Source organism: Paraneptunicella aestuarii (genome assembly GCF_019900845.1).
GTDB classification, from domain to species: Bacteria; Pseudomonadota; Gammaproteobacteria; order Enterobacterales; family Alteromonadaceae; genus Paraneptunicella; species Paraneptunicella aestuarii.
The window spans coordinates 1,620,976-1,636,420 of sequence record NZ_CP074570.1; the positions used below are offsets into that span (position 1 = coordinate 1,620,976).

At 42.9% G+C, this 15,445-nt stretch carries 11 protein-coding genes; 10 read left to right on the forward strand and 1 reads right to left on the reverse strand.

Going from position 1 to position 15,445, the window contains the following annotated elements; translation table 11 throughout:
* Nucleotides 1-7: 7 nt before the first annotated feature.
* Entirely contained in the window at nucleotides 8-673 is a 666-nt protein-coding gene (locus tag KIH87_RS06725; RefSeq protein WP_232360765.1) for a hypothetical protein, read from the reverse strand.
* A 447-nt stretch (nucleotides 674-1,120) separates the two neighbouring features.
* Here KIH87_RS06725 and prfB point away from each other — a divergent pair.
* The 10 genes from prfB (at nucleotide 1,121) to KIH87_RS06775 (ending at nucleotide 15,434) form a co-directional block, all read left to right on the forward strand.
* Nucleotides 1,121-2,219 (forward strand): peptide chain release factor 2 gene (gene prfB, locus KIH87_RS06730; RefSeq protein WP_232360766.1). Its coding sequence is split into 2 segments (ribosomal slippage): nucleotides 1,121-1,195 and nucleotides 1,197-2,219, totalling 1,098 coding nucleotides; the frame shifts between segments, so codons are not numbered across the junction.
* 13 nt (nucleotides 2,220-2,232) lie between these two features.
* Nucleotides 2,233-3,777, forward strand: coding sequence for a lysine--tRNA ligase (gene lysS, locus KIH87_RS06735; protein ID WP_232360767.1), 1,545 nt, complete (start codon nucleotides 2,233-2,235; stop codon nucleotides 3,775-3,777).
* 1,242 nt (nucleotides 3,778-5,019) lie between these two features.
* A complete protein-coding gene (locus tag KIH87_RS06740) occupies nucleotides 5,020-5,238 on the forward strand; it encodes a thiazolylpeptide-type bacteriocin (RefSeq protein ID WP_232360768.1) in 219 nt (72 codons plus the stop codon).
* A 501-nt stretch (nucleotides 5,239-5,739) separates the two neighbouring features.
* Nucleotides 5,740-5,958, forward strand: a complete 219-nt coding sequence (locus KIH87_RS06745; RefSeq protein ID WP_232360769.1) for a thiazolylpeptide-type bacteriocin — start codon at nucleotides 5,740-5,742, stop codon at nucleotides 5,956-5,958.
* Between the two features lie 126 nt (nucleotides 5,959-6,084).
* Entirely contained in the window at nucleotides 6,085-6,822 is a 738-nt protein-coding gene (locus KIH87_RS06750; protein ID WP_232360770.1) for an ABC transporter ATP-binding protein, read from the forward strand.
* A gap of 5 nt (nucleotides 6,823-6,827) precedes the next feature.
* Nucleotides 6,828-7,583, forward strand: a complete 756-nt coding sequence (locus KIH87_RS06755; protein WP_232360771.1) for an ABC transporter permease — start codon at nucleotides 6,828-6,830, stop codon at nucleotides 7,581-7,583.
* 56 nt (nucleotides 7,584-7,639) lie between these two features.
* Complete coding sequence (locus KIH87_RS06760) at nucleotides 7,640-10,384, forward strand: lantibiotic dehydratase (protein WP_232360772.1); 2,745 nt, start codon at nucleotides 7,640-7,642, stop codon at nucleotides 10,382-10,384.
* A gap of 10 nt (nucleotides 10,385-10,394) precedes the next feature.
* Nucleotides 10,395-11,552, forward strand: coding sequence for a lantibiotic dehydratase C-terminal domain-containing protein (locus KIH87_RS06765; protein ID WP_232360773.1), 1,158 nt, complete (start codon nucleotides 10,395-10,397; stop codon nucleotides 11,550-11,552).
* The gene (locus KIH87_RS06770; protein WP_232360774.1) at nucleotides 11,545-13,407 is read left to right on the forward strand and encodes a hypothetical protein; all 1,863 of its coding nucleotides are present in this window, start codon (nucleotides 11,545-11,547) and stop codon (nucleotides 13,405-13,407) included. Before KIH87_RS06765 ends, KIH87_RS06770 begins: the two co-directional genes overlap by 8 nt.
* Nucleotides 13,407-15,434 (forward strand): TOMM precursor leader peptide-binding protein, encoded by a 2,028-nt coding sequence (locus KIH87_RS06775; RefSeq protein ID WP_232360775.1) that lies wholly within the window; start codon nucleotides 13,407-13,409, stop codon nucleotides 15,432-15,434. Before KIH87_RS06770 ends, KIH87_RS06775 begins: the two co-directional genes overlap by 1 nt.
* Nucleotides 15,435-15,445: the final 11 nt, after the last annotated feature.

Below are 15,445 nucleotides of genomic sequence, written 5' to 3' on the forward strand. Positions count from 1 at the left end.
CGGCCTGCTAGAGCTGAATTTTATAATGGTTATCAACTGCTTGAGATTGATATAACACAGGCAAAAAAAACTGTAAACTGCTCACTTCCTCAACCTGATGTCGTAACCATTGTTCCAGCATGGCGGGCGGGAATAGCTTGCTACGGATATAAAAATTAATAAGTGAACCGACAACAGGCCAGTCTGAACCTATGATGCTGTGTACTTTATAACGTGTTCCACCTGCCTCGGCGATAAATTCATGGTGAATTTGCCCAACATGCATTCCAGCAATTTCGGGCTTTATTAACATGCCGTTAGCTGAAAATTCGATAACGCGCCCAGCCCCTTTGCTATTGAATGAGCCAAACCATTCTTCTCTTGCCACCAATGCACCTACATGCATTCCTGTTTGACCATTTGTGGCTGGTTCCATGAGTTTGATACGCCCATGTTCTGTTGGATGAAATAAGTGGTACAGCGGGTAGGTTGTGCCATTTAAATCAACGGTGGAGATAGGAAGTTGTTGATAAAACCAGGCCAGCATATTTGGTTGAATACCGGATAAAAACAGGTGTTCGATTTCAATATGAAGGCGTCCGTCGTCTAATACTTCATAATGGAATTGGGCATTTCTATAGTCGGGTAAGTGCCAGGGAAGTGTTCTGGGGGAATCTCTTTCGAGATGAGGCATGGGTTTTAGCCACAAGAAAGCCATTATCAAAAGGAGTGAGATAATGCTTGCGAATACAATTTTTACTGCCAGTTTCATCATGTATTTTGGGCTGCGATTTAGCATATACAGCATATTTTTTGAAATAAAAAGCCAGTCACGAGTGACTGGCTTTTGCTTCGGTTTTTCACTTATTTTCTACGGCTCAGGGTTACATCTTTGGCTTAATGCCCAAGGTGTAATCGATTAACGGTAATATAAATTAATTAAAAAATAGTGACTTCGGACGCCAAGCTCGTTGGCATATAAAGTTAATAAAATGTAAACGCCTTGTTTTGATGATGGATTTCGGTGTTATTTGGTGGCTAATTCGGTGCGGTTTGATGCTTATCCCGCTGTCATTAAATGTTCTTTTCCGGTAAAATCCGCGCCTGAAAAAATAGTGACTAAACAGTTTATTAAGGTTTTATGTTCGAAATAAATCCCATTCACAATAGTTTGGCGGATATCCGGGAGCGTACAGAGCTTCTTAGGGGGTATCTTTGACTATGATGTTAAGGTGGAAAGGCTAGAAGAAGTCAGCCGTGAGTTAGAGTCTCCCGATGTGTGGAATGAGCCTGAGCGAGCACAAGCGCTAGGCAAAGAAAAAGTCGCACTGGAAAATGTGGTTGAGACCATTCAAGAGTTAACTCAGGGAACGGAAGACGTTGAAGGTCTAGTCGAATTGGCCGTTGAAGCCGAGGATGAAGACACCTTTAATGAAGCGCAGGCTGAATTGCAGACGTTAATTGCCAAGCTGGAAGAGCTGGAGTTTCGTCGCATGTTCTCTAAACCTCTCGATATTAATGACTGTTATCTGGATATTCAGGCGGGTTCTGGCGGTACAGAAGCGCAAGACTGGGCCAATATGCTGTTGCGTATGTTTCTGCGCTGGGGCGAAGAACATCAGTTTAAAACCGAACTGATTGAAGTCTCCGAAGGCGAAGTCGCCGGTATTAAATCAGCGACTATTCGTTTTGGTGGCGAATATGCTTATGGCTGGTTGCGTACTGAAACCGGCGTTCATCGCTTGGTGCGTAAGTCACCGTTTGATTCCGGTAATCGTCGTCATACCTCATTTGCATCGGCCTTCGTTTATCCTGAAGTGGATGACGATATTGAAATCGAAATTAATCCGGCTGATTTACGTATCGATACCTATCGCGCGTCGGGTGCTGGTGGTCAGCACGTAAACCGAACCGATTCAGCCGTTCGTATTACTCACTTACCAACCAACACTGTGGTGCAGTGCCAAAACGAACGTTCACAGCATAAAAACAAAGATCAAGCGATGAAGCAGCTTAAAGCGAAGCTTTATGAGTTGGAGCTGCAAAAACAGCTTGATGAAAAACAAGCGATGGAAGACAGCAAGTCTGATATTGGTTGGGGAAGTCAGATCCGGTCTTATGTATTGGATGACTCTCGAATCAAGGATTTGCGCACAGGAGTTGAAACTCGAAATACACAAGCCGTACTCGACGGTGATTTGGACAAATTTATTCAGGCCAGTTTGAAGTCTGGACTTTAACGCAGGAATAACCATGACCCAGCAACTAGATGAAAATAAGTTAATCGCTGAACGCCGTGCAAAACTGGATGAAATCCGCAAAGAATGCAAGGCGAACGCTCATCCAAATGGTTTTCGTAGAGAAGATTACACTGCTGATTTACAAGCCGAATTTGGCGAGCTGGATAAGGAGCAGTTAGAAGCGAAGGCTAAACGGGTAAGTGTAGCTGGGCGTATTATGGCTAAACGTGGGCCATTTTTAGTATTGCAGGATATGAAAGGGCGCATTCAGGCCTATGCCTCTAAAGACGTGCAGCAAGATCTGAAAGCCCGTTACGGTAACCTGGATCTGGGTGACATCATTGGTGTTTCCGGTGAGTTGCATAAATCAGGCAAAGGCGATTTGTATGTGAATATGGAGCAGTATGAGCTGCTGACCAAATCACTGCGTCCTTTACCTGAGAAATTCCACGGTTTGGCGGATCAGGAAACTAAATATCGCCAACGTTATGTGGACTTGATTATTAATCAGGAAACCCGTGATACCTTCCTGATGCGTAGCAAAATCGTAGAAGGCATTCGTCATTATTTGTCGAAGAAAGACTTCATTGAAGTTGAAACGCCCATGTTGCAAGTGATCCCGGGTGGTGCAACCGCCAAGCCGTTCATTACTCACCACAATGCCATGGATATCGATATGTATTTACGTATCGCGCCAGAATTATATTTGAAGCGTTTGGTTGTGGGCGGTTTTGAGCGTGTGTTCGAGATTAACCGTAACTTCCGTAACGAAGGTTTGTCGACTCGTCATAACCCTGAGTTCACCATGATCGAGTGGTATCAGGCTTATGCAGATTACAACGATTTGATGGATTTGACCGAAGATATGCTGCGCACATTGGCGCAAGACGTATTGGGTACAACCACTATTGTTAATACTGTGAAAAACGCTGACGGCGAAGTTCAGGAAACCATCGAGTATGACTTTAGTCAGCCGTTTACGCGTATGACAATGTCTGAGGCGATTATGAAGCATTATCCACAAGCCGATGCGCAAGTGGTGAATGATCCTGAAAATAATCTGGAAGGTTTGCGCGCACTTGCCAAGACTCTTCATATTAAAGAGCCAGCGGTGGAAGGCATCTGGGGGCCTGGCAAATACTTGTGTGAAATCTTTGAAGCGGTAGCGGAAGAGAATTTGATCCAGCCGACCTTCATTACAGCTTATCCGTGGGAAGTATCGCCATTGGCTCGACGTAATGATGAAAATCCTTTTATCACGGATCGTTTTGAGTTCTTCGTGGGTGGACGTGAGTTAGCTAATGGCTTCTCAGAGCTGAATGATGCAGAAGATCAGGCTGCTCGTTTCCGTAAGCAAGTGGAAGAGAAAGAAGCCGGTGACGACGAAGCTATGCATTTTGACGAAGATTATATTCGTGCGCTGGAATACGGTATGCCTCCAACGGCAGGTGAGGGTATTGGTATCGATCGTCTGGTGATGTTATTTAGTGATTCCCCAACCATTAAAGACGTTATCCTGTTTCCACATATGAAGCCTGAAGGTCAACCTCAGGGCTAAATAGCAGTGTTTAATTGTCAGTCACCCATAGAGATTTATCGCAAACTCGCCGTGGATACTTCCATGTAGGCTCCACAGCCGCTTCCCTGCGGCTGAGGGTTTGCTCCTAATTCTCTACAGGTGACTGGTAGTTTGAAACAGGTATGTAGTAGACGTCTCTCGTATTTGCATAAATAGAATAAATGCAAAATAAACGGCGCTATGTTAGTGACATTACTAACAACAAAAGCGCCGTTTTTTTATGTCTGAATGAAAGTGTCGTGCTTGATAGGACCGACCAACAGGTTACATAGATGCCTACACGTCGCATATCATCCATAGCTGCATGGCCTCTCTTCCTGCCCATCTATTCCCATCTACGCACATTTATGCATATCTAAAGCTTGTATTGCCTCTTCCTCCAGGTGCAGTTTACGTACTGATACTTTGTTTACAGAGTTGAGAAAGTGTCCCTGAGAGCATTCAAATCTGAGGCTCAATCTTTACTCCTATAGCTCGGCTTACTTATATCTTTTCTCCCTAAATAGGGTTTGTATATGTTTTTTTGAGTATAAAGATGTTTCGATTTTTCGGATGAAATATGAGCGTTTTTTCGGTTTTTATAGAGGCGTGTAAACTTCCTCAAAGTGTCAATATTGTCAATTTTTAGTCATTTGTGAAACGCTTTGTAGAAACGACAAGTGGTATATTTTGCAAGATCTTAAACGTCATAGTTTTTAAAGTGGTTCGAGCGGAAAGGCGAATAAAATAATTTCTCACCTCTTAGCCTGCTTCTTTACCGATTTAGGTTTGTTTTGCTATCAGGTTAGACCAGTTGTTCTAATGATTATTTTGTTTTGGTTGTTTTTTATCTATTTGATATTTAATGATTAATTTAAATTTTTCGGGGGCTGCATCTAAGTTTGGATAAGTTTTATTAATGATAAGGTTCCAGGTTTTAGGAAACATTTTCGCTTATTTCTCAAAAGTATGCTTTTCTTCAGTTTTATTACAAATTTTAGAATGGTTTTTGAATCATTATTTACGTTTTTGTAGGATGGGTTTTTTAAGTAAGAAAATTATTTGACTTGAAATGTGAAGGTTGACATACTCGAATCAGCAAGCTTGGGATGGATATTCTTTTTAAGTTCTTTCTAAGTTTGCACCCTAGCGAATTACGCTTGTACTGGGGCGTCTTAATAAGTAATTGTATTTTTAGTTATTTATTTAAGGCTAAATAAATTAAAAAATAGGAACAATGTTATGTTACTAGAAAACATTAATTTTGATGATTTGAACGTTGAAGAAATGAACCTTGAAGGTTTGGAAGTTGCTAACGTGACTAATGCAATGGCTCTTCCTGAAACTGGCGCTTCTAGCGGTAGTTCTTCTAGCGGTTCTTGCTCTACTTGTGGCTCTTCATCTTGCTGCGGAAGCTGCGGCGGTGGCGATGTTTCAGTAGAAACCAGCGTTGCTAAATAAGGTTAATTAAGCCTTAATCAAGTGCACACCTTGCTAGTTGTCGGGTGTGCCTTTACTCACTTGTTTTCGACATACATAGGTACAGAATTTTTAGATTAGAGCTAATGTTTTTTAAACATTCAAACATCTTTTAGTTCCGTTTTTTACTTAAAGGTGTTTCCGTTTCTTCTAGGTTGGAGTAGTAGGCAGTTTTACGGAGTAGTAATTAAATAACGTTTTTATTTTTGTGTTTTATTTATTTTGTTTTAAAACGTTATGGAAGAAATTGGAAGCACTTCATGTCTTCGGTTCCGTTTTTCCTTTCCATTTTTATGCCTGCTACTTAATGGTGTTTTTTTATAAGTGTATTTTGTTTATTTAAATTTTCTATATTGTAAATATTCAAATTGACAAAAGTGTTTGTCTTGGCATACTCGAAAAGGAGATAAAATTTATCTCCATGTAATATAAGCCTCAGTATTTTCTGTTGGCGAAAATGAATTAAAAAATAGGAACGAAGTTATGTTACTAGAAAATATTAATTTTGATGATTTGAATGTTGAAGAAATGAACGTAGAAGGTTTGGAAGTTGCTAGCGTTGCTAATGCAATGGCTCTGCCTGAAACTGGCGCTTCCAGTGGTACTTCTTCTTGTGGCTCTTGCTCTACATGCGGTTCATCTTCTTGCTGCGGAAGCTGCGGCGGTAATGACGTAGAAGTATCTACAGAAGTTAGTAAGTAATTTCTGATTAGTTACTTTTAAGCAGGCGCACTTTTAGATACGAAATATTAGAATGATGCGAATCAATACGAATATTTCCAAACCTGAAAGTGCGCATTAAGAATTAAGTAAACGGCAGTTAAAGTAATGCAGAAACAGAGTGAAGAAGTGATCAAAGTTACCTCTATAAGTAAGACTTATGGTGCAAAATATGCCCTAAATAATGTATCGGTTTCTGTATCCAAAGGGGAAACTGTGGCACTAATTGGCCCCAATGGAGCAGGTAAAACCACATTTATAGAAACCATTTTGAATTTAAAACAACCTGATTCTGGTGAAGTAAGTGTTTTTGGAATTGATATTTTAACGAATAAGAAAAAACATTTACCAAGAGTGGGTGCTCATTTACAAGAAGTGAGGTTGTTTCCTAAGGTCACGCCTAAAGATTTTCTCGAATTCTTCACAAAACTGTATGACAAAACCGCTGATGTTGACGACATCATCGCTTCTCTCGAATTGACTGATTTTGTAGACAAAAAAATCGGTGAATTATCGGGTGGTATGCGTCAACGCGTTTCTTTGGCATTGGCAATGGTCAATGATCCTGAACTGATTTTACTTGATGAACCGACAGTGGGATTAGATCCCATTGCCAGACAGGATTTTTGGCGCTTAATTGAAAAATTGCAGGGACAAGGCAAAACCATTCTTTTTACTACTCACTATATGGAAGAGGCCACCACGCTAGCCGATCGTGTCGTGATGATTCATCAGGGGCAGGTGGTATTCGATGGTACGCCATCGGAAGTTATTGGTAAGGCCGCAGAAATTAACGGCAATCTTGACCAAGCCTATTCTCATTACGTTCAAGCAGCAAATGGATAATTAGAATGATTTCAAAGAAGTTTCGCGCATACCTTGTTCTGGATTCCAAAGTTTACTTTCAGGAACCCATGGTTCTCTTTTTCGCACTGATTTTTCCTGCTGCTATGTACTTGGCGTTTGGAATGTTGTTCGGTGAAACCACTTATGGTTCTGGTGGTAACAGCTATTACGATGAATACACCGCGTCGTTTTTAGGCATTATTTTATTAAATACGGCACTCTTTAATATTTCCCCTTCTCTTGTTGTATATAAAGAACTGGGATTTTTCCGCCGTTTAATGATCACACCTTTGAGCATTAACTCCATTGTTTTCTCTACTTTGGTTAAGGCTTTCATTATTTTTGCTCTGGGTATGACAGAAGTCTTCATCCTGGGTTGGTTGATGTTTGACCGTATCCTTCCTGAATATGTTTTCCAACTGATGTTAGGGTTAGGTGTTTCCGCATTTAGTTTATTCTCTTTCGGATTTATGTTGGGCAGTTTGTTTAATCGCTCTAACTCCGCTTTTTCTGCCAGTGTATTGATCTTCCAGCCCATGCTGTTTTTGTCTGGCGCTTCAATTCCGTTAGATACCTTCAATGACTGGTTCATGATGATCGCGAATGTGGTTCCCATGTATCACGTGGTTGAATTACTGCGCCTTTCCTGGAGCGGCAACCTCTTTACCGAGGCTGCAATTGTACCGGTAGTTGTGTCTATCATTCTGGGTTCAATCTGTATTTTTGTTTCAAACAAAACCTTTGAAAAATCAGCTGTTTAGCGTCCCTTTGGGATGTGAGCTTTCAGTAAAAATTATCAATAAGGGTTAGTTGCGTTATGGCTGTAAGGACATCAAAAAACCGTCCTGATAACACATCTTTGAAAGACGGGTTTGTACTGCACCCCAATTACCTGATTCGGGTATGTGGTGAGCCTGCTAATTTAATTAATGGCACCACAACCGGGGCAACCAGCGAACATCTGGAGCGTATCTTCCAATTATCTGAATGGTTGCAAAACCATAAGGAAGATTACTGCAAGTATGTGGAAGAGCGTGTTCAAGGCTTGGATGATCGTCAGCTCTCCAACAAACTTCTGAAATTAAAGCGTAATATTTTTAATATTCGCGCCATTAATCCTGAGTTGCTGGAAGAAGTTAAAACGGTTTTTGATGCTGACAGTTTTCAAAAGGTGTCCGAAATAACCGAGCGCATTAATCAGTTATTTGATTATCGAGCGCAGTTGGAAGAGGTCTACAAAGAAGAAAACGAAACAGTCTCTTTGCACTTAAAAGAGATTTGGGACAACGCGGCGAATTTGCAACATGCGCTAAGCTATTCCAACACCAAGCTGTTTTCTGATTTTGCTTCTTTATATCGCGACCCGAATAAAAAAGTGAAGCCTAAAAAACGTCGACAGCTTGAAGCCGGTTTGCTTCGCTATGCTTCTCGCAGCTCATTAAAGACTAGTCCTTTATCCACCTTTACTCCTGTGTTTGTGGGTAAGTGGCGTCAGGCTCAAGATCCCGATAATGTCACAATGAGCGGTGAACTTGAAAACCGCATGGAAGTTAAGGCGGGTTTGTTCCAAGCCATGCTGGACAGCTTGTTAAGCAATTATGAGAAGGTCAAAACGACGTTCCCGCTTAAAGTTAATCCGAGTTTGTCTATTCAAGGTGATCAGATCTTTTTAACCAAGTTGTCTGCGGGCGCGAGCGTAAACGGACGCGTGTGGGGAACGGGTGAAACCGAGATTAAATTCAAGATTAATCAGGTTATCCAATGCATTTTGGTTGCATTTCAAAAACTGGGTAAAGCCAGTGCCACTGTGCCTGAAATCATTGCAGCTGTTCTGCAACTCGCGCCAAAACTGGAACAAGGCTTTGTTGATAAAGCCATAGGACAACTGTTTGATATGCAGTTGTTTGTTACCGATAGCAAGTTCTTCGGACAGGTTGAGCTGTTGGCGTGGTGTAAACAGGTTTTACAAACCGCAAATGATGAAGCTTCGCAACAGGCGTTGCAGCGACTGGACAATCTGGAAGCGTTATTAAAGCAATTCCCTTTCAATTCTCCCGAAGAAAGGTTAGCGACTGGTCGAGCAATTAATGACGAGATTGCCGCTATTGCAGAGTGCTTAGAGGCAACGCCAAGTGAAGAATTAGCTCATCCGGCATTCTTTGAAAATAGCTATCTGGTAGATGATTCTGTCTGCATAGATGAAAACATACTTGCGCCTTTTAGCGATGATTTTCACATGCTGTCGGACTTGTCTCCCTTTTTCGATATTCACCAATTGGCGCAAACTAATTTTGCAGATTTCTTTTTAGATCGCTTTGGGGCTGAAGGTGAATGTGATGATGTTATCGCTTTCATTAAAGATTTCTCTGATCGCTATGGCGTAGGACAACCTGATTTTGTTCCTGACCCTGAAAAGCTGTCTCCCTCATCAGATATTACTCGGGGCTTTAAACAGGCCATCGTTGATTTTGTCAGTGAGCTTCTGGATACCGTATTTGCCGACGATGAACAGGGCAAGCGTGTTGAATATGTACAACTGAACTCAGAATCATTACAGGCACATATTGAGAAACTACCGCAAGCGATTCGTAATCGTGTGGTTTCCCATAGCTATTTAGGGCAAATCGCCAGTAAAAATGATGACAAACTGTTTGTGATTAATCAGGTCTTCAGTGGACATTCTGGCTTATTGTCTCGCTTCCTTGAAGTGCTTGAAGAAGACGATCTCAAAGACATTCGTGATTATTTAAATGATGTTTCCCGTGATGGTACTTATGCCGAAATTCCCGGGTTGTTTGGTTTTAACGCCAATAAGCATCCTAAGCTGGCTGAACGTGAATTATTACTGGAACCTTTCCCGTCAAATCGTGAAGAAACCGAGAAGCTATCGTTAAAACAGTTGAAACTGGTTTACGACGCAGAGACTCACAAAGTCTTCTTTAAACAGCCCGACGGCAAGCTGGTTGATTGCTTATACCACGGATTTTTAATGCCGCTACTGTTGCCGAATATGCACCGTATTCTGACTTTGTTGAATATGAACGGTGTGTTGATTTACGTGTTGCCTATCCTGCGTAGTGGTCGCTTTAGCACGCGTGAAAAGATCGGTTTAATTCCTCGCGTTTCTGTTGGCAATACCGTGTTGATCCGCAAGTCTTACATGGTGCCTCGTGAGCTGTTGCCTTCTGTAGAATTAAGCGAGCTGGAGTTTTTTGAAGCCATTCAGTTGTTCATTAAGGAACATAAGCTGCCGAGTGCGGGATTTATTCGAGTATCTCCCTTTGATACCAACCCGGGCTCTACAGACAGTAAACTGGATTGGGCGAATCTTGATTTCAAGAATATGAAGCCTTTCTACGTGGATTTCCGTAATCCTCGTTTGGTGCAGCTATTGTATCTGGCGTTGAGCCGTAATGATTATCCTATCGTGATCAGCGAAACCTTGCCGGATGTTGACGACCAGCATTTACAGGTTGATGGAAAGTACCACGTTGCTGAGTTCCAATTTGAAATGACCAGAAAACCTGTTGTGTCAGGTGCAGAGTCAGAAGCACCGGAATAGGGAGTCAGTTATGTGGAATGTGATCCGAATTGCCTATTTCGATAACGACAAATCAGCATTGTTGCAAAACCCGGTAAAAGACGTGGTGGAGCATATTCAGCAGTTGGATTTACGTGTCTTTATGACCAGCCATTGGAAGTTTGGCCCTCATGTAGATCTTGTGGTGGATTGCGATGTTGAACAGTTTAATAACGACATTTTCCCCTATGCCAAACAACATATTGAAAGCTGGTTAGCTGACAATCCTGCAACGGCAGAGCTTAATGCACAAGAATACGAGCGTTTATCGTATCAGTTAGCAATGAGTGAATTAGAGCCACCCCCTTACTTGCCATTATTAGAAAATAATCAGGTAACCGTGGGCTTATATCAGCGTAGTCAAGCCATCAATATTGCAGGTTTTCACGATACCAAAGAACAGTTTCTGGTCGATAGCACGGGCTTATTGTTTCATTTGATGGGACTGAAAAAAGCCAATAGTGACGTGTTTTTTGTCTGCCTGATTTTCATGATGGCATCGGTGGCAGCCAAGTTTAAGCCTGATGGTATCAAGCGAGGTTACATCTCTTATCGCTCTCATGCTGAATATTTCTTTGAAAATTTTGACAAGCAGGACGCCTTACGAGGCAAGTTTGATCTGTTGGACAAGAAATATGCGCCATTGATTGATAGCAATTTGCCGTTTGTGGTGGACGATAAATTTACTGAAATGAGCTTGCCACCTTCGGTGCAATCCATGTTGCAGTATTGGAATCATATTGTGGTGACAACCTTTGACAATAATCGTCAGGTGGTCGATCAGAATTACGAACAAATTATTCGTGAAGATAGTGAAGTATCCAGCACAGAACAGAATTTTGCTGATTTGGCAGAGTCTGTTTCCAGTCAAGTGCCGGAAGACGTTAATAAACCCAGCCGGGATTACAATACGGGCAAAGTGGTTAACACGGCGTTGCAGCATGAGGAAGGGCGTCAGTTATTCCGCTCTCATGACTTCATCACTTATCGCACAACAGTGAATTACTTTTATCTGTTGTTGCCAGTGTTAGATATCACACCCGTACAAAAATTTTCCTTGTGCCACATTATCGCCAACTCGGTTGAGCGCGTGTATGGCATATCCTGGAAAGATGTGATCCCTTCAGCGGTAGGAGGGGAAAATGAGTAACGCAGCCGAACAAGATTTATTCGCACGTAATTTGCGTCTGAAAGGTCATATCTATTTTAATAAAGTCGCTGACGGCGTTTATTTCCAAGGGCAATCTGGTGGCTTTATCTTAAAAGGTGACGGCATTTATCCATTGGTTGCCAAGATCATCAGCTTTATTGATGCCGGTTTTAGCTTGCTGGATATTCAGAGCAAATTGCCTGAAAAGCTACGTCCATTCTTCACCAATCTGATCACGCAATTGGCGCAGCATCAAATGTTGATGCCTCGTGACGCTGAGCAGCTAGTGCCTGAATCATGGATGGCATTTACTCATTTCCGTGATCTGTTCCGTTATTTAAGCGAATCCTCTGCTGATTTCATCAACCTGTTTCCACAATGGCAAGAGCAAAAGATTGCCTTGGTGGGCGATGGTTATGTGTTGAAATCTGCGCTGGAAGGGGTAGCGACTTCGGGTATTCAAACGCTAACTGTAGTGATGACCAAAGAAACCATTTCCCGTCAGGAAATCAAAGATGCGCTGGACTATTACTCTGCAAAGCTTCCAGGTTTTAGCGCCGAGCTGATTTTAGCTTCCGAAGGCGCGACGACGGATGTGAGCGGTTTCGATCAAATTCTGTATTGTTCGACTCAATTGCAGGCAGGTCATAGCTATTATCATCATGCTGAACAGGCGTGTCTGGTTGCAGGCTTGTTATACGGGCAAGCTGTGGTGTCACCCTTGTCCAGTGTTTCTGGCACCGGATTCAATGACATGGCAGAGCAGTTAACCAGAGTCAGTGCCGACAGTGACTTAAGCTTCCCGCAAGCGGGGCTTTCCATGTTGGGTAGCATTGCCGCTTTGAATGTCATCAAAGGCTTTTTCGATATTGATGTTTCAGGTTTGAGCAACTACGTTTATCGAGTTTCCAGCCATTTGGAAATGTCTCGGCATCCCTTATTGCCAGTGGAAGTGAGCAGCGGCATTTCAGCGGATGAAGTCAGACAGTTTCAGGCTGAGTATGAAATGCCGGATGATCGCGAACTGGAACAATACGAACAGGTGAGGTTAGCTTTAACTGCCTATTTTGATCCTTTGTTGGGTTGCCTTGATGAATCTGTCGGTAAGGAAGTAAAACAGGTGCCTCTGTTCCATTCCAAGCTAAGACTGAGCTTCCCAAGCTCCATGGATTGCGCTGCGAAAGAGGTGATGAGCTGTGGCCTAAATGCGGCAACTGCGGGATTACGTGCGATTGCTCAGGCATTATCGTTACGCACCGCGACTCAGTTGGGTGTTCCTGTTTCCCGCATTACTACAGATTTTGACCAGCAAAGCTGGGAGAAAAACGCTTATGCGCGATTGGTGTCGGAGCAGCCTGAATTTGTGCAAAAAGCGCTGTCTGCGCGTATTAATCTGATGCAGTTGGACGATGAAGAAATGCAATTGCTGTTGCACTTTCTTCAATCTGTTGGTTATCGCCATGATGCCCTGATTTTGTACTGGGATGAAGCTTGTTACTGCTTTGTTGCCAGCATTCAATTGTTAAATTCAGACACTGCCTATTCAACAGTTGCTGCAACGGCAGAACAAGCCATTCGCGACTGTTTGTGTGGTGTTTATCTACAGGCTCAGTTTGATGAGGCAAACGTTATTGAATCGGCGATTGATTTGGCGTTGCCAGAAGTGCAGTTTACTGATCAAACTGGCGAAGTATTACGAGAGTTATTACATCATTCTGCTGCCAAATTGCCAAAACTGGAACGCGTGCAAGGTGACGTGATGTTAGCGACTCACGGCATTTATTCAGGCTATGCCTTATTAGCAGAAGAAAGCAGTGTTGAAGAGAGCTGTGTTGATAAAATAGGTGGTGTGTAATGGTAGTTGACGCACATCCAGCACTTAACACATTGAATATGCTTAATATTCATATCCTTCATGATGACAATTTACTGCATCCGGTATTGCTTGAAGGTTTAGCGGATGCAAAGCAGATCACTTGCATGGATTCGTATGAAATCCCTGAAAATGATCTTGCTGAGAATGTTGAACAATTATGGATTGCTGTAGCCAGTTTGCGTGAGCATGTCTGGTTCGATAAGGTTCAACGTGCAGCAAGAGCGCAACAGGTTCCGGTTTTGATCATTGGCCTGGAGCCCGGTTACATCTGGCTTGGGCCTTATGTGAAACAAGATGAATCAGGCTGTTTTACCTGTATGCGCCGTTGGGCACATAACAACAATCAGCAGCCGCATCATTGGGCTACGTTGAGTGATTCTGCACAAACGCGCCGTGACTGTTTGCCTTCTTCTTTAGCGCCGACAACAGCGAATCTGTTTACGCATTTATTGAGACATTATTTACAGGCAACGCTAGATAATAAATCCGCAAATGAAGGTAACAGCTTATATCGCCAAACTGTGCGTTTGGATCTGGTGAATGTGCGCAGTTCCGAACATGGTTTTATTTCTGTTGTTGATTGTCCAATTTGCGCCGATTTACCGGAAAATTCACCTGAAACGGCTGCATTTACACTGAAATCACTGGATAAAGCAGAAGGTTCAGATTCTCGTGTAGATAACCCTCATTTAAATCTGGAAAGCTTGAAAAAAGCTTTTTTGGATCGCCACGTTGGTTTGGTTCGTCACGTATTTTATAGCTTATCGTCGAACCTGATGCCTATGTTTTCTGCTGAGTTGCCTATCATGTACACCCATGAAACCGAGAGCGGTTATGGGCGTAGCGAAACTCGCCAAAATGCCGAAATGGTGGCAATTCTGGAAACCCTGGAACGCCATGCCGGGCATTCTCCCAAGCGCCATAAAACCACAGTGCGCGGTAGTTATCGTGAGTTGGCGGAACATGCCCTGGATCCTCGCGCCATGATTTTGCATGAACCTGAGCAATTGCAAGAAAACGAGTTTGTCTTGCATCCCTATACCGATGATCTTGAATACAACTGGGTGTGGTGTCAGTCGTTATTCCACAACAAGCAAATTTTGGTGCCTGAGCAGTCTATTTTCTATTACTTGCTCAACACGCCTGATGTGAAAGTAAACCGCTTTATTTATGAAACCTCTAACGGTTGTGCTCTGGGCGGAGCCTTGGAAGAAGCGATTTTCTATGGCTTGTTGGAATTGGTTGAGCGTGACGCCTACCTGACCACCTGGTATGGACAGTTTACGCCCAGAGAAATTGATTTACGCAGTATTGACGATGACCGTATTCAGGCGTTGATTCATCGTGTTGATGCCAGAGGATTGTCGCTGCATGCCTTCGATATGCGAGTGGGCATTGATGTGCCTGTTGTCTGGTGCATGATTGTTGATGATGCTGACGATGCACCGGTTAAATCTTACTGTGCCGCCGGCGCGCATTTACTACCTGAAAACGCGATTTATAGTGGCTTGATTGAAGTTACGACGTCGATGGGTGTGTATCAGGAGTCCATGCCGCCATTAAAAGAAAAGGCGTTGGAAATGCTCAACGACGATTCCAAAGTGGTGGAAATGCACGACCACGTATTGCTGTACAGCTTGCCTGAAACCTATGAGCGTTTGAGTTTCCTGTTTTCCGATGAGCCAAAGGGCACATTGGAAGAGATTTACGGCAGTGATTATCGCAGCAAGATCAATCGCAATATCACCGATGATCTCAACGATTTGATGGACAAGGTGCGAGATTATGCCGACGACGTGATCGTGGCAGATTTAACCTTCAAAGAGCTGGAACCGCACCAACTGCATTGCGTTAAGGTGATTGCTCCGGGGCTTATGCCTGTGACCTTTGGCCATCAGTATCGTCGTATCTCATTGGAACGAGTGAACAAGTTTGCGCGCGCTTCAGGTAAACCACCTTTTGCCAGCGTTGCCGAGTTAAACCCATTCCCACATAACTTCCCTTAATCAGTATCAGG

Excerpts from the sequence above, each read along its gene's own strand:
- KIH87_RS06725 (WP_232360765.1), bottom strand. The coding sequence starts at position 673 with ATGCCTCATCTCGAAAGAGATTCCCCCAGAACACTTCCCTGGCACTTA.
- lysS (WP_232360767.1), top strand. The coding sequence starts at position 2,233 with ATGACCCAGCAACTAGATGAAAATAAGTTAATCGCTGAACGCCGTGCA.
- KIH87_RS06740 (WP_232360768.1), top strand. The coding sequence starts at position 5,020 with ATGTTACTAGAAAACATTAATTTTGATGATTTGAACGTTGAAGAAATG.
- KIH87_RS06745 (WP_232360769.1), top strand. The coding sequence starts at position 5,740 with ATGTTACTAGAAAATATTAATTTTGATGATTTGAATGTTGAAGAAATG.
- KIH87_RS06750 (WP_232360770.1), top strand. The coding sequence starts at position 6,085 with ATGCAGAAACAGAGTGAAGAAGTGATCAAAGTTACCTCTATAAGTAAG.
- KIH87_RS06755 (WP_232360771.1), top strand. The coding sequence starts at position 6,828 with ATGATTTCAAAGAAGTTTCGCGCATACCTTGTTCTGGATTCCAAAGTT.
- KIH87_RS06760 (WP_232360772.1), top strand. The coding sequence starts at position 7,640 with ATGGCTGTAAGGACATCAAAAAACCGTCCTGATAACACATCTTTGAAA.
- KIH87_RS06765 (WP_232360773.1), top strand. The coding sequence starts at position 10,395 with ATGTGGAATGTGATCCGAATTGCCTATTTCGATAACGACAAATCAGCA.
- KIH87_RS06770 (WP_232360774.1), top strand. The coding sequence starts at position 11,545 with ATGAGTAACGCAGCCGAACAAGATTTATTCGCACGTAATTTGCGTCTG.
- KIH87_RS06775 (WP_232360775.1), top strand. The coding sequence starts at position 13,407 with ATGGTAGTTGACGCACATCCAGCACTTAACACATTGAATATGCTTAAT.